17 protein-coding genes are annotated in these 18599 nt (G+C 65.8%); 9 read left to right on the top strand and 8 right to left on the bottom strand.

Translation table 11 applies throughout. The features are described from left to right. The first annotated feature begins 36 nt into the window (after nucleotides 1–36). Nucleotides 37–1647: a flavin-containing monooxygenase gene (locus ACO07I_RS05070; RefSeq protein WP_422014960.1), complete on the top strand. Its 1611-nt coding sequence runs from the start codon at nucleotides 37–39 to the stop codon at nucleotides 1645–1647. Here ACO07I_RS05070 and ACO07I_RS05065 read toward each other — a convergent pair whose 3' ends face one another. Continuing rightward, nucleotides 1648–1866 (bottom strand): hypothetical protein, encoded by a 219-nt coding sequence (locus tag ACO07I_RS05065; RefSeq protein WP_422014958.1) that lies wholly within the window; start codon nucleotides 1864–1866, stop codon nucleotides 1648–1650. Nucleotides 1867–2091: 225 nt separating this feature from the next. Between ACO07I_RS05065 and ACO07I_RS05060 the strand changes: the two genes are divergently transcribed. The 3 genes from ACO07I_RS05060 to ACO07I_RS05050 all read left to right on the top strand — a co-directional run bounded on the left by ACO07I_RS05060 (nucleotide 2092) and on the right by ACO07I_RS05050 (nucleotide 5367). Continuing rightward, nucleotides 2092–4347, top strand: a complete 2256-nt coding sequence (locus ACO07I_RS05060) for a mechanosensitive ion channel family protein (protein ID WP_422014956.1) — start codon at nucleotides 2092–2094, stop codon at nucleotides 4345–4347. A 105-nt stretch (nucleotides 4348–4452) separates the two neighbouring features. Continuing rightward, the gene (locus ACO07I_RS05055; RefSeq protein WP_422014954.1) at nucleotides 4453–4728 is read left to right on the top strand and encodes a hypothetical protein; all 276 of its coding nucleotides are present in this window, start codon (nucleotides 4453–4455) and stop codon (nucleotides 4726–4728) included. Between the two features lie 69 nt (nucleotides 4729–4797). Next, nucleotides 4798–5367 (top strand): TIGR00645 family protein, encoded by a 570-nt coding sequence (locus ACO07I_RS05050; protein ID WP_422014952.1) that lies wholly within the window; start codon nucleotides 4798–4800, stop codon nucleotides 5365–5367. A 63-nt stretch (nucleotides 5368–5430) separates the two neighbouring features. Here ACO07I_RS05050 and ACO07I_RS05045 read toward each other — a convergent pair whose 3' ends face one another. Continuing rightward, a complete protein-coding gene (locus ACO07I_RS05045; RefSeq protein ID WP_422014950.1) occupies nucleotides 5431–6987 on the bottom strand; it encodes a gamma-glutamyltransferase family protein in 1557 nt (518 codons plus the stop codon). A 94-nt stretch (nucleotides 6988–7081) separates the two neighbouring features. Here ACO07I_RS05045 and ACO07I_RS05040 point away from each other — a divergent pair, with 94 nt between their 5' ends. From ACO07I_RS05040 to ACO07I_RS05020, 5 genes are read left to right on the top strand one after another with little or no spacing between them, the layout of a single operon-like run. Then, nucleotides 7082–7639 carry an RNA polymerase sigma factor gene (locus ACO07I_RS05040; protein WP_422014948.1) on the top strand — a complete coding sequence of 186 codons (558 nt, stop codon included), beginning with the start codon at nucleotides 7082–7084 and terminating at the stop codon, nucleotides 7637–7639. Nucleotides 7640–7677: 38 nt separating this feature from the next. After that, a complete protein-coding gene (locus ACO07I_RS05035) occupies nucleotides 7678–8220 on the top strand; it encodes a hypothetical protein (RefSeq protein WP_422014946.1) in 543 nt (180 codons plus the stop codon). 1 nt (nucleotide 8221) lies between these two features. Continuing rightward, nucleotides 8222–8752, top strand: a complete 531-nt coding sequence (locus tag ACO07I_RS05030; RefSeq protein ID WP_422014944.1) for a Spy/CpxP family protein refolding chaperone — start codon at nucleotides 8222–8224, stop codon at nucleotides 8750–8752. Between the two features lie 12 nt (nucleotides 8753–8764). Next, nucleotides 8765–10327, top strand: a complete 1563-nt coding sequence (locus tag ACO07I_RS05025; protein ID WP_422014942.1) for a DUF1800 domain-containing protein — start codon at nucleotides 8765–8767, stop codon at nucleotides 10325–10327. A gap of 10 nt (nucleotides 10328–10337) precedes the next feature. Continuing rightward, on the top strand, nucleotides 10338–11417 hold the full coding sequence (locus tag ACO07I_RS05020; RefSeq protein WP_422014940.1) for a DUF1501 domain-containing protein: 1080 nt from the start codon (nucleotides 10338–10340) through the stop codon (nucleotides 11415–11417). Here ACO07I_RS05020 and ACO07I_RS05015 read toward each other — a convergent pair. From ACO07I_RS05015 to ACO07I_RS04990, 6 genes are read right to left on the bottom strand one after another with little or no spacing between them, the layout of a single operon-like run. Then, on the bottom strand, nucleotides 11414–12889 hold the full coding sequence (locus ACO07I_RS05015; protein WP_422014938.1) for an MFS transporter: 1476 nt from the start codon (nucleotides 12887–12889) through the stop codon (nucleotides 11414–11416). The genes ACO07I_RS05020 and ACO07I_RS05015 overlap by 4 nt on opposite strands. Nucleotides 12890–12948: 59 nt before the next feature. Beyond that, nucleotides 12949–14121 (bottom strand): class I SAM-dependent methyltransferase, encoded by a 1173-nt coding sequence (locus ACO07I_RS05010; protein WP_422014936.1) that lies wholly within the window; start codon nucleotides 14119–14121, stop codon nucleotides 12949–12951. A gap of 17 nt (nucleotides 14122–14138) precedes the next feature. Next, nucleotides 14139–14912 (bottom strand): DUF1365 domain-containing protein, encoded by a 774-nt coding sequence (locus ACO07I_RS05005; RefSeq protein ID WP_422014934.1) that lies wholly within the window; start codon nucleotides 14910–14912, stop codon nucleotides 14139–14141. Further along, nucleotides 14909–16276 carry an NAD(P)/FAD-dependent oxidoreductase gene (locus ACO07I_RS05000; protein WP_422014932.1) on the bottom strand — a complete coding sequence of 456 codons (1368 nt, stop codon included), beginning with the start codon at nucleotides 16274–16276 and terminating at the stop codon, nucleotides 14909–14911. Before ACO07I_RS05000 ends, ACO07I_RS05005 begins: the two co-directional genes overlap by 4 nt. A gap of 24 nt (nucleotides 16277–16300) precedes the next feature. Then, the gene (locus ACO07I_RS04995; RefSeq protein ID WP_422014930.1) at nucleotides 16301–17701 is read right to left on the bottom strand and encodes a cryptochrome/photolyase family protein; all 1401 of its coding nucleotides are present in this window, start codon (nucleotides 17699–17701) and stop codon (nucleotides 16301–16303) included. A 50-nt stretch (nucleotides 17702–17751) separates the two neighbouring features. Continuing rightward, nucleotides 17752–18543 (bottom strand): EipB family protein, encoded by a 792-nt coding sequence (locus tag ACO07I_RS04990; RefSeq protein ID WP_422014928.1) that lies wholly within the window; start codon nucleotides 18541–18543, stop codon nucleotides 17752–17754. Nucleotides 18544–18599 lie beyond the last annotated feature (56 nt).

Below are 18599 nucleotides of genomic sequence, written 5' to 3'. Positions count from 1 at the left end.
GTTGCAGATGGGCCACAGTCGCCGCTAGGGTGTGACATGGCTTCCGATCCGAGTCCCGACTACGACGCAATCATCGTAGGCGCCGGCATGTCCGGCCTCTTCCAGCTTTACCGCCTTCGCGAGCTTGGACTGAAAGTCCGAGTATTCGAGTCTGGAACGGGCGTCGGCGGTACCTGGTACTGGAACCGCTATCCCGGCGCGCGGTTCGACTCGGAAAGTTATTCCTACGGCTATTCCTTCTCGAAGGAATTGCTGGAGGAGTGGGATTGGACCGAGCATTTCTCGCCCCAGCCTGAGACCCTGCGCTACCTCAACCACGTGGCCGACAAGTTCGACCTGCGGCGCGACATCCAGTTCCGCAGCAAGGTTATGGCGGCCCACTGGCAGGAGGTGACGCGAAGCTGGCAGGTCACGCTGGAGGATGGAAGTCGCAGCACCGCCCGCTTCCTGATCACCGCCATCGGCCCTTTGTCGGCCTTCACCATGCCGCGCATCGAGGGCGTCGAGAGTTTCGCGGGCCAGAGTTGCCATACCGCGCGTTGGCCGCACGAGCCGGTGAGCTTCGAGGGCAAGCGCGTGGCCGTGATCGGCACCGGTGCGACCGGCGTGCAGACCATCCAGGAGGTCGCCAAGACGGCGAAGTCCCTCACCGTGTTCCAGCGCACACCGAACTGGTGCGCGCCGCTCCACAACCGCAAGATCGATGCCGCCGAGATGGCGCGTATCCGGTCCGACTATCCGGAGATCTTCCGGCGTTGCCAGGAGACCTTCGCCTGCTTCCTGCACACCGCCGATCCGCGCGGCACCTTCGACGTGACTCCGGAGGAGCGAGAGGCTTTCTTCGAGAAGCTCTATGGCGAACCCGGATTCGGGATCTGGGTCGGCAATTTCAACGACATCCTGACCAACAAGGACGCCAACGCCCTGATCTCCGACTTCGTGGCCCGCAAGATTCGGAGTCGGGTGAACGATCCCAAGGTCGCCGAGAAGTTGATTCCAAAGAACCACGGGTTCGGCACCCGCCGCGTGCCGCTCGAGACCCGCTATTACGAAGTCTACAACCAGCCCAACGTCGAACTGGTCGATCTCACCGAGACGCCGATTGAGCGGGTGACGCCGACTGGCATCCGCACCAGCGCCCGCGACTACGACTTCGACATGATCATCTACGCCACGGGGTTCGACGCCCTGACCGGCGCCTTCGATCGGGTCGACATCCGCGGCGTCGGCGGTGAGAGGCTCAAGGACAAGTGGGCGGAGGGCGCAGAGACCTTCGTCGGCATGTCGGTCGAGGGTTTTCCCAACATGCTGATGCTGCTCGGACCGCACACGGCACTGGGCAACATCCCGCGCAGCATCGAATACAACGTCGAATGGGTGACCGACCTGCTGCGCTTCATGCGCGACCGCGGCCTGACCAGGATCGATGCCCGGCCGGAAGGGGTGAAGGCCTGGATGAAGACCGTCCAGGAAGCGTCGGTTGGCCTTCTGTCCAACGAGGTGAATTCGTGGTTCACCGGTGTGAACACGAATGTCGAGGGCAAGCAGACCCGGCGCATCTCGCGCTACAGCGGCAGCGCCCCGGCCTACCGTGCCCGTTGCGACGAGGTCGCCGCGGCTGGCTACCGCGAGATGGAGCTGGGATAGTCAGCGCCCGAACCAGCGCGCGACTATGTCCCTAACCCTCGGCGAGGTGAAGGGCAGCGCCAGCCACGCCAGAAGCAGAAACTCCATGTGCATGTCCGGCCGCAGAAGTGGGATCATGCCGAGACCGATCAGCGCCATCACAAGATGACGGTGTATCCGGCGCGCCGGCATCCAGGGAGCAAGCGCCCGGTTCGCCCGTTCGAGCTGTTCTTTGTCCATGGTCGTGCGCGGAGCCCGTTCCTCGATCGAATGGAATCTGACCCGCGGCTCGCCTGACGACAAGGCCGACCAGGCTGTTGCGCGCGGAACAAGGTTACCGACCTGCCGGCGCTGCCTGCCCCCGTGCCTCCCAATCGTGAACAGGGTTCGAAAACTTACAGAAGTAGTGTAAGAGCCGGAAACGACTGGCTGTACGGCACCTTGGCTTACGGAAGGATCTGGATCGTGAACGCTCTTCGCATGCTCGCATTGGCGTTGACGCTTGCCCTGGGGTGGGGCGTGTCGGCACAGGCTCAGGCGCCGGCCTCTCCGCCCGCCGGGCTCTCGCAGGACCAGTTCGACTCGTTGGTCGATGCGATCAGCAATTCAGTCTCCGAGAAGCTGAAGGCCGAAGGTGCGCTGGCACCGGCACCTGCCGCCGCGCCTGCTCCGGCGCCCGCCGCGTCCGAATCCAAGGCGAAGTCGAAGGCGCCGCCGCCGCCCAAGATCGTGAGGGTCGAGCCCAAGGCGGGGCCCGATCCGTTCGCGGCCCTGATCGATGGCACGGTCAAGGTGGTCAACGCACTTCCCATGCTCGGCACCGAACTCGCCCGCATTCCGAGCCTTCTCGACCAGCAGACCGCAGGTGGGCGAGGGGCTTCGGCCTTCCTGCTGCTTCTCTGTGCCGTGGCTGTGGTCGCCGTCGCAGCCGAGGCCCTTCTGCGTCTCCTGCTTCACCGTTTCCGGGCGCGGCTCGCCGCGAGCACCGGGGCGGAATACGGCGGGCGTTCGATCGCCCACCTCGTGGGGCTCGCCATCCTGGACGGGTTGGGCGTGCTGGCCGTCTGGCTGATCTGCAATGCAGCCACCGGGGCCTGGTTCACGGGTACGACGGGCCAGGACAGGCTGGCTGCCGCTGTGCTGGCGGGCATCTTCTCCTGGCGCCTGTATATCCTGCTGTTCCGCATCATTCTGCAGCCCGAGCTGCCGACTGCGCGCCTCTGTACGGTCGACGATCGGGAGGCGAAGGCCATGTATCTGCGCATTTCCGTGGTGATGCTGGTCATTGTCCTCATGCGTATCCTGGGCCAGGTCCTCGTCGCCATTCGCACGCCGACGGACGCCCTTGCGGCCTTCCAGGTGCTCGGCGGCTTCCTTTATCTCGCGGCGTTCCTCTGGCTGGCCTTCCGGTCGCGTGTTGCCGCGCAGCAGTGGTTCGGCGGCCTGCGGGAGCTCGCGCCGGTGATCGGTGGGCTGGGCCGAAGGTGGATTCCCATCGCTCCGCTGTTCTTCATCGCGCTGGGCGTGACGCTCATCTACGGAGCCGTTTCCGGGTCCATGCATGTCGGCTCGGCGATGGTTCTCACGCTCAACCTTGTCGTCGGCGTCCTGATCTTCGAGACGCTGATGCAGGCCTTCGTGCGCCGTCTCGACTCCCAACTTGCCGGGCGGACACCGGCCAGCTCGACGCCGAAGCTGCCCGACGTGGTGGCGCGCTGCATCCGTGTGGCGGTGCTGATCGGGGTGACCGTGCTGATCGCCGAGAGCTGGGTCGTTCAGGTCCTGCATCTCGTGAGCGACAACGAGTGGGAGCAGCTCACCAGGTCCTCCCGGACCGCCGGCGTCACCCTGTTCGTGGCGTTCGTCGCCTGGGAACTCTTCAAGTACATGACCGATCCCTATATGGGGGCAAAGACAAAGGATGCCGCACAGGCGATTGCCGACGGCGACGCGGCGACTGGACCGGCTTCGCGGCTCAGCACCATGATGCCGCTGATCCGGCGCACCGCGGCCGTTCTGATCATCCTGATCGCGGTGATGATCGCGCTGCAGGATTTTGGCATCAACATCACACCGCTGATCGCCGGCGCCTCGGTGTTCGGCATTGCCATTTCCTTCGGTAGCCAGACGCTGGTGAAGGATATCGTGTCGGGCCTTTTCTACCTGTCCGACGATGCATTCCGGGTCGGCGAGTATATCGATTGCGGCAAGGCCAAGGGCACGGTCGAAGGCTTCACCCTGCGATCGATCAAGCTGCGGCACCAGAACGGCCAGGTCCATACGATCCCGTTCGGTCAGCTCGGCCAGATCACCAACTTCAGCCGCGACTGGATCACCACGAAGTTCAACCTGCGCTTCGCCCGCGACACCGACATCGAGAAGCTGCGCAAGGCCTCCAAGAAGATCGGTGCCGAGTTGATGGAGATGCCCGCCCTCGCCGATCAGATCCTGGCGCCCTTCAAGATGCAGGGTGTCGCCGACATCACCGGCAATGCCATCGTCGTGCGGTTCAAGTTTACGGCCCGGCCGGGCAATCCGGCGGCGATCCAGCGCGAGGCCATCAAGCGCATGTTCAGCACTTTCCCGGCGCTCGGTTTCGAGTTCGCGAAGGATGGCGCCAATGTCGTGGTGCACACCAGCTCGCCGTCCAACGACCCGGGAGGGGAGGCGCTGCCCCCGCTGCCGACGCCCGCGAATGTGCCTGCTGCGGCGGTGGGCTGACAGGGTCGATTAATCCGCCCCCGCTCCTGACAATCCCGAGCCGTCGCCCCATATGAGAAGGGGCGGCTGCGCAGCGTCCCGCGAAGTCTTGCGCCTGGAGAGATCATGTCCACGCGCACCACGCTCACCTCCGTAACATTCACCCGGCCGTTCTCGCTCTCAGCGGTGGAGGGCGCGCAGCCCGCCGGCACCTATCGCGTCGTGACCGAGGAGGAGCCTCTGGAGGGACTTAGCTTCGGCGCCTACCTGCGCACGGCGACGATGATCTACCTTCCGGCAGCCCCGGCGCCCGGCCAGACCCGCCAGGTCGTGCCTGTGGACCCCGACGAACTCTCCGCCTTGCTGGCTGTCGACAAAGATCAGGCTGCGTTGGGAATGTAATCGCAGGCCGGTTGCGGCGCCCGATGAGATCGGGCAAATGCGCCTCCCGAAACTTTGGAGAGTGCACATATGGCGACCGAAGACACGCGTTCAGAACCGCTACGTGACCCCCGCAGCCTGCGGCCGATCCCCCGATTCATCTTCGCGTCACGATGGCTTCAGCTTCCGCTCTATCTGGGGCTGATCGTGGCGCAGGTCGTCTACGTCTTCCTGTTCCTGAAGGAGCTGCTGCACCTCGTCGTCGAGAGCCCCAGCGTGACCGAGTTGCAGGCCATGCTGATCGTGCTGGGCCTGATCGACGTGGTCATGATCTCCAACCTGCTGATCATGGTGATCGTGGGCGGTTACGAGACTTTCGTGTCGCGCATGGAGCTGAACCGCCATCCCGACCAGCCGGAATGGCTGAGCCACGTCAATGCGAGCGTCCTCAAGATCAAGCTGGCAATGGCGATCATCGGGATTTCGTCGATCCACCTGCTGCGGACGTTCATCGAAGCCGGCAGCCTCGGCAAACCGGACGCGACCTATACCGAAGCCGCCATCATGTGGCAGTCGATCATCCACGCCCTGTTTATCCTCTCGGCCGTGGGCATTGCCATCGTCGACCGTATCTCCCAGCCGCCCGCTCGCCATCACTGACGGCCGGCGTGGGTTGCCGGATGCCCTCCCGCCGACAGGGCGCCGGCGGGAGGATTTTTGTAATTACTGCGCCGCGCCGCCCGCCCAGGGTGACATGACCTCGTTCATGCCGGTCAGTTCACCGGTCTTGGGATCTCGAACGATGCAGGAGGGATTGGCAAATCCCAGCGGCGAAACCGGATTGTCGACCTCGACGATCGGCAGCCTGGCGGCGATCGCCTTCTTCACCTCGTCGGGCAGGTCGCGATTCACCCGGATCGGGCCGACGCCGGAAATATCCACTCGCGGCTGATGGAAGGCCGCTTCGACGTCCATGCCGCGGTCGATCATCATCAGGGAGAGCTGGGAAACGGCCGGCACGATGCGCCGCCCGCCCGACGCCCCGATGCAGAACCACGGCTGGCCGTCCTTGACCACGACGACCGGGCAGATGTTGCAAAGCGGCTTCTTGCCCGGCGCGATCGAGTTGGGGCGGTTGGGCTCGGGATCGAACCACAGCATGCCGTTGTTCATGGTGATGCCGGTCTTGGGCAGCATCACGCACGAGCCGAACAGGCTCATCAGGGTCTGGGTCAGCGCCACCATGTTGCCTTCTGAGTCGGCGGCGCAGAAATGGGTGGTGCAAGTGTCGGTCGGCTTGTCGCCCAGGGTCTTCAGGCGTTCGTCGTAGGCCTTGTGCATGCCCTCGGCGATGGCGGCGAAGAATTCGGCGCCGGGCGCGCCCTTGCCCTTGGTCGCGGCGCCCGCGAGCTCAATGGCGCGGCGCAGGGTCGGACCGGCCGTGAGGCCGCCCGCGACATTGATGGTGACCCCATTGTGCTCGAAGGCGAGGGGATCGACGATCTTGGCTTCGTAGCCGGCGAGATCGTCATAGGAGATGGCCGAGCCGCCGGCCTGCAGATCGGCGGCAATGTCGCGGGCGAGGCTGCCCTCGTAGAATTCCCGAGGGCCTGCTTCGGCCAGCCGCCGCATCGTTTCGCCGAGGTTGCCGAGCTTGATGTAGCGACGGGTGCCGGCCCAGTCGCTGGCCGGCACGCGGCCGTCGTCGCACAGGTAATTGGCCTTGGAGGCAGGGAACTTCTCAAGATGCTTGGCGCCGTTGGCGATCATCACCTGCATGTACCAGTCGAGTTCCATGCCGCGCTGGGCGATCTCGACGCCGGGCTGCAGGACATCCTTCCAGGCGACGGTGCCGAAGCGCTCCAGTGCCTTGGCCAGACCCGCGACCATGCCGGGCACGGCGATCGAGTGATAGCCGACTTCGTTGCGCTGCTCTTTGATGTCGGGCCAGGCGAACGGGTTGGCGGGGCCGGGGCCGACGATCTCGTAGACCGACGGATCAAGCTTCTTCGCCGAGACGGGACCATAGTCGACCGTCCAGGCGCGCTGTTCCTTGGCGCTCCAGATCGTCATGAACCCGACGCCGCCGATGCCGCTCATCCAGGGCTCGAGGGCGCCAATGGCCATGCCGGTCGCGACCGCCGCATCAATGGCATTGCCGCCCTTGCGCAGGATCGAGGCGCCGACTTCCGCAGCCTTGGCATTCTGGGCGACGACGACGCCCTTGCCGCGAACCGCATGCTTTGTGAATTTCAGTTGCCGTGTCAGCGATTCGCTCATCGATACTCCTCAAGTGGGGGAGGGACTGTAGCGGGACCCTTTTTCGCCACAAAGCCTGTTAAACTGCAGGGCGGACAGGCAGAAAGATCGTGGCGTGGCTGAACTGAACCAGATCGATCTGCAGGCGCTCACCAAAGGCGACAAGCGAACGTGGGATGCGTTCGTCCTTGCGGCCGCGCCGTTGATCAATGCCGTCGTCCGGCGGACCCTCACTTCGTATCGGGTGGGTGAGGATGACGTAATGGACGCCGCCCAGGACGTGTTCGTGCGCCTGTGCGCGCAGGATTTCAGGCTGTTGAAAACTTACGATCCGGCGCGGGCCGGCCTTCCGACCTGGCTGTCGGTGGTGGCCCGGTCGTGCGCCATCGATCATATGCGAAGGCGTCGGCAGGCGACTGAGCCGATCGACGACGTGCCCGAGGCCTTTCTGGGCGTCGAGGACCGGCATGTCGAAAAGCTGAAGATCCCGGAGGGGCTGCTCACCGCCCGACAGGTCCTGATCCTCAGGTACCTGTACGACGAGGAGCGGGACGTCATGGAAGTCGCACGATTGCTGTCGGTCGATGCCCAGACCATTCGCAGCACCCATCACAAGGCCCTCCTGAGGCTGCGGGCGCATTTTCGCGAGGAAGATCCCGGTGACAGGGGATGAAGCGCGATGTTTTGGCGTAGTATGAGCAGGAGCGACCCATGACCACCCAGCGGCGGACCCCGAGGAGCGACAAGGAGCTGTGGCGGAGCCTCGCCAGCCGGCCCGATGTCGCGCCTGCGGTGTTAAGCGAGATGGACCTCGCCGCCTGGCTCGACGGCCGGCTTTCGGAAGAGGCGGCTGCCCCGATCGAGGCGGCGGTGGCAGCGGATCCGACGCTGCGGCAGGCTGCGCTCGATCTTGCCGATATTCTGGGCAAACCCCTGCCGGCCGCGCCGGAGAGGATGGTCGTGCGAGCTCGCTCGCTGGTGGGGTTCGAGGCCGAGCGAAGAGCGTCCGGCGGCGGTTTCTTCGGGAGATGGTTTTCGGGGCGCGGCCTCTTTCCCGGCCCGCGTCATATGCTTCAGCAGGGAGTGATGGCGGCGGCCGCGCTGGTCATCGCGACGGGCGGCTTCATGGTCGGTGGCGGCCTGGGCGAATCGCTCGCGCAGCAGCGCGATGGCAATTCCACGATCGACTCGGCCAACGTGAAGACGACGGCCTCGAACGAGGTCGGCGAGTTCTTCGCGGGCGACGGCATCTGACATGAATTCGCGTCTGCTTCAGACCCTGCTGGCGTTATCGCTGCTTCTGAACACGTTCGTGCTCGTCGGCTTCGTCTACCGGAGCTGGATCGCGCCGCCATTCGAGATGCATCCGCCGCCACCGCCGCGAGGACCCGGGCAGCCCGGCGGTCCCCGCTTCAATCCCGTCGAGATGGTCGTGCGCGATCTCGGCCTCGACGGCGAACAGCGCCAGCGGATGAAGGACCTGTTCGATCGCTACGCCAATGAACGCCGCGAGCGGTTGCAGGACATCCAGCGCGTCCGCGAGCAGACGGGTATCGAGTTGGGACGTACGCCCGTGGACATGTCCAAGGTCGACGGTCTCATCGATCAGGTAAGCCACCTGCGCGCCGAGCAGCAGAAGGAAACGCTGCGCACCCTTCTGGAGCTCCAGCCGTCCCTGCGGCCCGACCAGCGCGAACGCCTGCAAGAGCTGCTGGTCGACCGGGTCGCACCGCCGCCGACACCGCCCCGTCCGCCGGCGGGGGGACCCCCGCGACCCCCGCAATAGGAGGGTGTCGTCATGAGCGCGCAGCTGGGCCGTCGCAACTTCATGGGAGGCGGCTTGGCGCTTTCGGCCGGGCTGGCCTCCGGTCTGCGGTCTGCCGGTCCGGTATATGCGGCACCGGCGATGGGGTTCGACGAAGCGCGGCACCTGCTGTCGCGCACATCATTCGGCGTGACGCCGGCCGAAATCCAGGCGCTCGAAGCGCTCGATTACGCGGCCGCGGTCGATCGGCTGCTTGCCGATCCCCGCCGCGAGGCCGTGACGCCCGCGCCGGGCTGGATCGACATGGGTCCGGCGGAACTCCAGCGCCGTCAGCGGGCGGCCGAGGCGGGACGCAAGCAGGGCATCGACGGCAAGAAGCTGGAAGTCGTGCTGCCGGTACGCGAGCAGGGCCGCGAACTGAAGAACTGGTGGGTCGAGGAGATGATTGCGACCGATCAGCCGCTGGTCGAGCGCATGACGCTCTTCTGGCACGGGCACTTCACCTCCTCCTTGGAGAAGGTGCGTTATCCGTCGTCCCTGTTCCGCCAGAATGCACTGTTCCGGCGGGAGGCGCTCGGCAACTATGCGACACTGCTCAAGGCGGTGGCACGCGATCCAGCCATGCTGATCTATCTCGACGGCAGGGGATCGGTGGCGCGCCAGCCCAACGAGAACTTCGCCCGCGAGCTGCTCGAGCTCTTCACATTGGGCGAGGGCAATTATGGAGAGTCCGACATCAAGGCGGCGGCGCGAGCCTTCACCGGCTGGAGCGTCGATCGCGACTCGGGGGCTTTCGTCGATCAACCGGGCCGTCACGACGACGGCCAGAAGACGTTTCTCGGGAAGTCCGGCCGCTTCGGCGGTGACGCGATCCTGAATATCCTGCTCGCGCATCCGCGCACCGCTGAGATGGTCGTCGAGAAGCTGTGGCGGGAGTTCGTGTCGCTGCGGCCGGACCCTGCCGAAGTAACGCGCCTCGCCGCGAGCTTCCGCCAGGGTGGGTACGAGATCAGGCCACTGATGCGTGATCTCTTCCTGTCCACCGCCTTCCGTGACCGCGCCAACCGCGGCGCCCTCATCAAGTCGCCTGTCGACCTCATCGTCGGATCGGTTCATGTGCTCGGCCTGCCGGTGCCGGAGAAGACAGGGCTTGTCCGTATGCTGCAGGGCCTGGGCCAGGTGCCGTTCAACCCGCCGAACGTAAAGGGTTGGGCCGGCGGCGAGAGCTGGATCTCGACCTATACGCTGCTGCTGCGCCAGCAGTTCGTGCGTCGCATGATCGAGGCAACCACCGTTGCGCCGATGGAGGGGGGCATGCGGATGGCAGACCGCCCCAACCGTCGTGCCGACCGCCGCGAGCAGCTTCCTGCCGTCGACACCAAGATGGCGATGGAACCGTCGCGTCCCGTCGAAGGCCGCAGCCTGCGCAATGCCGGCAACGAACTGCGCCTCGGCCCGTCCCTGGCCGGCATCGACAATGCAATGCTGCTACGCACGCTTCTGCCGGTCGAACCGGTCGACGGCGTGGCCATGAACGGGTCGGCCGGCGCGGTCGTGGCGTCGGCGCTGCTCGACACGTCCTACCAGCTGAAGTGAGGAGGGGACCATGAATCGTACCCTCCTGCTGATCGAGCTGAAGGGCGGCAATGACGGGCTGAACACGCTCGTGCCCTATGCCGACGCGAAGTACCGCGAACTGCGCGCCGGGATCGGCGTGCCCCGCGAGCGGGTCCTGCAGCTCGACGAGAGGGTCGGCCTGCATGAGAAGCTCCTGCCTTTGATGGAGTCGTGGAAGGCGGGCGATCTCGCGATCCTCCAGGGTGTCGGCTATCCCTATCCGAACCGCTCGCACTTCCGGTCGATCGAAATATGGGACACGGCCTCCGCATCGTCGCAGACGTTGAGCGAGGGCTGGGTTGCCCAGGCCTTCAACGGTGCCAGCCTGGCCAAAGGCGTCGGCGTCGACTGTATCGTGGCGGACACCAATGCGTTGCCCGCGACCGGACCGTCCTTGCGCACCATCGTGATGCAGGATGCCGAGAACTTCCTGCGACAGGCCAACGCGGTCCGCCCGGCTCCAATGCCCGGCGATGGCGGCAATCCGGCCCTCCATCACCTGCTGTCGGTGCGGCGGGAGATCAATGCCGCCGCGGCGGGCCTGCGCGACCGGCTGCACGACGTTCCGGCGCCAGCCGAGGCCTATGGCCAGGAGTTTCTCCTCGGCCGACAGCTCGACCTCGCGACGCGAATCCTTGCGGCCAAGGTGCCGGTCGTGGCCATCAAGGTGGCGCTGGGCGGCTTCGACACCCATGCCAACCAGGCGCCCACACACGAACGCCTCCTGGCTTTTCTTGCCGCCAACCTCGCGACGTTGCGCCGGAACCTGATCGCGGCCGACCTGTGGAAGGACGTGGTCGTGATGACCTATTCCGAGTTCGGCCGGCGCGCCCGGCAGAACGCCAGCGGCGGCACCGATCACGGAACCTCAGCGCCGCAATTCGTCATGGGCGGCGGCGTGAAGGGCGGCCTGCACGGAGTCTATCCGTCGCTGTCGGATCTTCCGGACGGCGACCTCAGGCACACGGTCGACTTCCGCAACGTCTTCGCCACGCTGGCCCGCGGCTGCTGGGGCCAGTCGTACGATTTCGGCCTGCGCCAGCCGCTGAGGCTCGACTTCCTCGCTTAGTTGACCCTGGAGACGCCCCGTCCGAGGAGCTCGTCGCGCACCGAGCCGCGGTCGGCCTCGATCCGAATGTACCAGATGAGCAGCGCGGCGATGATCTTGATGATCACCGGAACGACAATATAGACGAAGATCAACGCCGTCCCGCTGTACAGGCCCTGAGACGGATTGAACCCGAGGACCGCCGCCACCGGCAGCGAGCCGGCGGCGCCGATCGCCGTCGCCAGCTTGGTCGAAAGTGCCCACAGGCCGAAATAGGCGCCGGTGTCGCCCTTGGTGTCCTTGCCCTCGTCGGAGTTGATGATATCGGCCAGGACCGACGGCGGCAGGCCGTAGTCGGCCCCGATGCCAAGGCCGGTGATGATGGCGATCGGCATGAACCAGACGAAGTCGCCGGCGCCGAGAAAGACGCCGAACGACATCGCCACGGCCGTCAGAACCATGGCGATGAACCACGCGGCCGTCTTGCTGAAGCGGCGCGACAACAGCATCCAGAGCGGCACGCTGGCGGCGGCGGCGCCGAAATAGACCAGCAAGATGATGCCGGCCTGCAGCTTGTTCCCCTTCAGCACATGCTCGACGTAGAAGAGCATCACCGAGACCGCGACGCCCAGCGCCGCGCCATTGACGATGAAGACGAGCAGCAGGCGGCGAAACAGCCTGTTTTTCAGCGGCGCGAAGAACGGGATCAAAGTCTTGATCGAGGCGCTTCGCTCCATGTTGCGGGTCGGTCGGGCCAGCGACGGCATCAGGCCGATCAACCAGTCGCGGAAGTACCGGACATGGATTTCCGGATTCTCGCGCACGACCGGCGGATGGACCGAGGGGGGCGACCAGAGCAGGGTCGGCAGGGAGAACAGCACGGCGATGGGGATGAAGATCAGCCCCATGTAGACGTAGCCGGCGTGCTCGCCCATCTGGGCGGTGAAGTAGGTGGGGAGCACGACCGCGAGGGTCATGCCGATCAGGCCGAAAACCTCGCGGCCGACCGTGACCCTGGTTCGCTCATTGTAGTCATCGGTCAGCTCTGCCCCGTGGGCGTGATAGCTGATCGACACGCCGGCATAGCCGAGATGCACCACGAGGAGCGCGACGAACAGCCAGGTCGCCAGCCACACGGGCTGGGTGAACAGAGAGACCGGCGGATGGAACAGCATGTAGAAGCCGCCGACCAGCAGCGGCAGCATCAGGGCCACGAAGGTGAGGCGCCCGCGCGGGCCGCGATGGGTGAACTTGTCGCTGATCAGACCGATCACCGGATCCTGAATCGCATCGATCACGCGCGTCGTGATGAAGATCAGGCCCATGATGCCGAGTGGCACCTTGAGCACCTCGCCATAGAAATGGCTGACGTTCAGGACCACCGGCAGCGCCGCCATGTTGAGCGGAAGCTGATTGGTCGAGTAGGCGACGAGACGGTCGAAACGCAGCCTTATGGACGTCGTCGAGCCGAGGCCGGACTTGGGCGCATGCACGCGGATTCTGCCTTCCTGTTCGGCTCACCTTTGACTGGCGGCCTTTTGATTGCCGACCGTTATATATGCCTGAAGTGTGCCTGCAAAACGTCCGTGCGGCGCGTAGAGAAGCCTGCGGCACAATAGGCAAGGTAATACCGCCACATGCGGCGGAAACGCTCGTCGAAGCCCATGCGGCCGACCTGGTCGGCCACCCCGTCGAAGCGGCCGAGCCAGGTTTCCAGGGTCCGCGCATAGTCCAGTCCGAAACTGTAGAGTTCCGCCACCTTCAGGCCGGCCTGCCGGCACTGCTCGCGCAGGCTGGCAGGAGACAGGAGCATGCCGCCGGGGAATACGTAGGTCTGGATGAAGTCCGGGTGCTTGCGGTAGCGCTCGAAGAAGTCGTCGGCAATGACGATGGCCTGGACGATCGCGGACCCGCCCGGCACCACATGCCGCTTGAGGGTGGCGAAATAGTCCGGCCAGAACCGCTCGCCCACGGCCTCGATCATCTCGATCGACACGATATGGTCGTAGCGGCCCTCGATGTCGCGATAGTCGCGGAACTGCAGGTCGACCCTGTCGGCCAGGCCCGCCCGCTGCAGGCGCGCACGCGCGTACTCGAGCTGCTCCTTGGAAATGGTCACACCCGTGACCCGCATCCCGCGCCGGGCGGCCACCTCGGCAAAGCCGCCCCAGCCGCATCCGATCTCCAGGATGCTGTCGCCCTGGCGAGCGCCGAGCTGGGTCAGTATACGCTCATATTTGGCGATCTGGGCGGCCTCGAGCGGTTTCTCGGCTTCGCCCTCGTACAGGGCGGAGGAGTAGGTCATCGAGGGGTCGAGCCACAGGCCGTAGAATTCGTTTCCGAGATCGTAATGGGCGTGGATGTTCTTCTTCGACCCCTCTCGCGTGTTCTCGTGCCGCCGGTGCAGGAACTTGAGCAGCAGCCCGTGAAAGAAGTTCGTCCGTGTCATCTTGCCCAGCGCCTGTTCGTTGGCGAGAAGCAGGGTGATGAGCGTCGGAAGGTCGGGCGATTCGCAGAAGCCTTCCATGTAGGCTTCGGCGAATCCCATGTCGCCGTCGAGCAGGACCCGGCGAAAGAATCGCCAGTCCCGCACGTCGATCTCGGCATGGGGCACAGCGTCTGGGTTTCCGAAGGTGCGCACCTTGCCGTCGGGAAGTCGCACGGTCAGGCGTCCGACGGACAGGCGTTCCAGGGATTTGAGGATAAACCGGGCGGCGAGGGGCATGCGGTCCGAAGTGCAAGTCAGCGGGTCACGAGCTCCGACGGCGGTGCTGGCTTAGTGTAAAATCTCGCCCGCTTCCGCCACAGATGCAAGGCCTGCCAGTGGATGCGGACCATGACGCCGAGAGTCATGGTCGGGTTGGCGAGGAAGCGCCGCAGGATGCCGCGATCGTCCAACGCTTCGCGCCGCCCGCCCACCGACGTGGCGAGCATCAGGCCTTGGTCGTCATGATAGTTCACGTCGACATGCGCGCGCTCGGCGTCGAGACGGAAGCGGAAGCGATAGCCGCCCTCGATCGGCAGGAACGGCGAGACGTGAAACACCTTGCGGCCTTCGAACCACTGGTCGGCCTCGATGGGCGCGCCGTCGTCGTGATGGACGAGGTAGCAGTGGCTCTCGCCGAACGTATTGTTGACCTCGCACAGGACGGCCCGGAGCACGCCGGCTCGATCGCGGCAGAACCAGAAGCTCACCGGATTGAACACGTAGCCCAGCATGCGGGGCATGGTCATCAGCAAGACCTCGCCGTCGCAGAAATCCGCGACGCCTCGCTGGCGCAGGATTTCCTCCAGCCAGCGCTTGAGGTCCGACCCATCCCTGGCGCCGTGGTCGGCGCGGCGAAAGGAGACGGCGCCGCGGCGGTCGACCTTCAGCCAGCGGCCGGCGGCGCTTTCGAGCGCATCGAGGCCGAGGCAGAGATAGCCGACCTCGTAGCGGAAGGCGTTCTCGCGCGGCCTCAGCCGCCGATGGACGATCGTGGCATCGACGATCGAATGAGGAGACGCGGGGCTCACGGTGTCTCGGCCGCGGTGCGGGCGGCCACGGGAACCGGCAGCGGCGGGATCGCCGGCCGGTCGGCCACGACCCGAGGCGGATCGCCGATCCGGCGGTGCTCGTCGGGCCGCGGCCAGGGGCGATGGACGCCGAGTTGCTCGGCGACGTCCAGGCCGGCCGACAAGGCATCCTCGTGGAAACCGTAGCCGCAATAGCTGCCGCAGAAATAGGTGCCCCGCACACCCTGGATGCGATGCAGATCGCGCTGCGCGCGGATGGCCGCCGCGTCGTACATCGGATGCTCGAAGGAGAAGCGCGAATGCGCCGTCGCCGGCGCCGGAACACGGCCCGGATTCACCGACACGAACAACGGGACGCTGTCGGGCAGGTTCTGCAGGCGATTCATCCAGTAGGTCACGCTGACGTTGGTATCGCGGCTGCGGCTGTCGGCGACGTAGTTCCAACTCGCCCAGGCGCTCCGGCGCTTCGGCATCAGGCTCTCGTCGCCATGCAGCCATACCTCGTTGGTCGAATAGGCGAAGCGGCCGAGCAGGTCGCGCTCCGTCTGGTCGGCGTCGGTTAGAAGCGAAAGAGCCTGGTCGGCATGGCAGGCGAGCACGACCCGGTCGAAGCGATCCCAGTGTCCGCCGGCGTCGCGGACTTCTACGCCTTCGCCGAGGCGCCGGATCGCACTGGCCGGCGTCGACAGGCGTGCGCGGGCGCGCAGCGGCGTCACAATCCGCTCCACGTAGGAGCGACTGCCGCCACTGACAGTGCGCCATTGCAGCTGCGGGCCGATCGTCAGGAGGCCGTGATTGTTGAAGAAGCGCGCGAACGTCTGCGCCGGATAGTCGAGCATGCGTCCAAGCGGCGTCGACCAGATGCAGGCCGCCATCGGCACGAGATAGCGGTCGCGGAAGGCCGCACCGAAGCCCGCCTGCTCGACGAAGTCGCCGATCGTGAAGTCGAGGTTCTCCGCCTGGTCGAGAAGCTGCGGGGCCATCCGGTTGAACCGCAGGATGTCATGGGTCATGCGCAGGAACGAGGGGCGGGCGAGGTTGCGGCGCTGGGCGAAGTAGCCGGCGAACGAACTTGCATACTCGAAGCCGCCATCGTCGAGGCTGACGGCGAACGACATGTCGGACGGCTCGGTCGGCACGCCGAGATGATCGAACAGGGCGATCAGATTGGGATAGTTGCGCTCGTTGAACACGATGAAGCCGACATCGACCGGCAGGCGCCCGTGCTTCGTCGGGGCGTCGACCGTGCAGGAGTGGCCGCCGAAACGGTTCTCGCGCTCGTAGACGACCACGTCGTGGCTGCGGCTGAGGAGCCAGGCGGCTCCGAGACCGGACACGCCGGCGCCGATGACGGCGATTTTCATTTTCGTACGCTCCCCCGGATGCTTCTACGCTGATTTCTTGATGGTTTGGAAGGCGGCCAGGGCCCGATCCCGGGCGGCGCCGTGCTCGACGATCCGCCCCGGATAGACTTCAGCCGGGACGGCGGCCGCCCAGGGACGATGAATCGTAGCGCTGGGCAGGTGGGCGAGTTCGGGCACCCAGCGCCGGACGTACTCTCCGTCGGGATCGAATTTCTCACCCTGGAGAACCGGGTTGAACACACGGAAGTAGGGAGCCGCGTCGGCGCCGCAGCCGGCGACCCATTGCCAGCCGGTCGCATTGTTCGCGACGTCGGCGTCGACGAGCGTGTCCCAGAACCAGCGCTCGCCGCGGCGCCAGTCGATCAGCAGGTCCTTCGTCAGGAAGGATGCCGCGATCATCCGCACGCGATTGTGCATCCAGCCGGTCGTCCAGAGTTCGCGCATCCCGGCATCGACGATGGGATAACCGGTCCCACCGCGTTGCCAGGCCGTGAGCGCTCCCGTCTGATCGGCCCACGGGAAGGCATCGAATTCGCGCCGGAAGTTTCGCTCCGCCAGATCGCCATTGTGGAAGATCAAGTGGTACGCGAACTCGCGCCACCCGACTTCCGACAGAAATTTCTCGGTGGCGGCCGAGGCGCCGCGGGTCATCGCGGCGTGCCAGATCTGACGCGGTGAAATCTCGCCGAAGGCGAGATGGGGAGACAGGCGGGACGTGCCCTCGATCGCCGGGCGGTCTCGCGCCTCGCGATAATCCGCGAGAGCCTCGTCGAGGAAATGCGTAAGGCGCAATTGGGCGCCGTCCTCGCCCGGCGTCCAGGCGGCGCGTATGCCGCCGGCCCAATCGGGCGCGGTGGGCAGCAGGCGCCAGGAGGCGAGCGGCTCGCCGGCCGGCCAGGACTTGGGCGCCGGCACGCTCTTCGGAGAGGGTGCCGGGGCCGCCGGGGGGGCGAGCGCGCGGCAGGCGCGCCAGAAGGGCGTGAACACCTTGAAGGCATCGCCGCTCTGTGTCGTGACCTCCCAGGGCTCGAAGAGCAGGTTGGCCTTGCAGCTCTCGACGGCGATGCCGCTATCGGAGAGCGACTTCTTCAGGCGCGCATCCCGCTCGCGCGAGCCTTGGTCGTAAACGCGATTCCAGAACACGGCTTCGGCCCCGCATTCGGCGGCGAGTTCGGCGATGACCTTCTCGGCCGGACCTCGGCGCAGGACCAGCCGGGATCCGAGGCCGCGCAGGGAGGCATCGAGCGCGTGGAGGCTGTAGTGCAGCCACCAACGCGAAGCGCCGCCGAGCCGCCGCAGACCCTTGGTTTCCTCGTCCAGAACGAACACCGGCACGACCGTACGCCCGGCCTCCAGCGCCTTGATCAGCGCGGGATTGTCCGAGAGGCGAAGGTCGCTGCGGAACCAGACGATCGAAACCGACATGCGCTGGATACGCACATGGCGGACGAACGGATGATCGGCCGTGCGCTAGGTCAGGAGCGGGGGCAGTTGGGCGCCGGTCGCATCTCCAGGCTCTGGAGATCCGCGGTCACCGTGAGCAGACCGGTATCGACGGTGAGCCGGTCGAGCACGCCGTTCTCGAACACCTGCGCCGTCACCGAAAAGAGAGGACGCTGTGCCTGGTCGCGGCCGCGGGTGAAGCTCATGGAAACCGGCCAGGACTTGCCTTTGGGCAGGGCGACCTGCTTTTCCATCGGCCGGGACGACCGCAGACGGCCATCTTCCAGCTGCGTCACGTCGATCAGGAACCCGTCGCTCATCACTTCGGGATCGAACATCAGAGCCGGAAACGAAGTGGCGTTGGCGCGGAGCCGTTCGGTGAGGTGGTCGATCGCGGCCACCGGCATCAACGTGGCGAAGGGCAGGAAGAACTGGGAGGGCTGGGCGCCGACCGTCGCGATCTCGGCGCGCAGTTCGCCCTGGGTGCGCTGGACGCGCCCCTTGGTCTCGCGCGTGTTGCCATTCTGAACCTGCGTGGTCTGGTACCGCAGGCTGTTGCCGCTGCGAGGCTCCTCGGCGTCCAGCTTGGAGGACAGGCTCATCTTCCACGAGGCGGTCAGCGCGATCTCGGACGTGATATCGCGCTTGAGGTGCCATCCCGCGCAATCCTGCGTGAGGTCATGGATTGCCGTGCCGATCCGCGGTGCATTGGCGGCGGCCCCGAGACGCAGCACATACTCGGCACGATGCGGCTGCATCTGCGCGAAAGCGAGCTGCGGTCCGCAGAGGACGGCAGCGACGACGAAACACACCAGGCGACGCATTGCGCCAGCTTGCGCATGCTCTCCGATCAGGTCAATCGTGCGTCGCATGAAATTCC

It is taken from the genome of Reyranella sp., assembly GCF_965227665.1.
Taxonomy (GTDB): domain Bacteria; phylum Pseudomonadota; class Alphaproteobacteria; order Reyranellales; family Reyranellaceae; genus Reyranella.
Note: the sequence above shows the minus strand (reverse complement) of the source record. Positions and strands in the feature narration are given on the sequence as shown.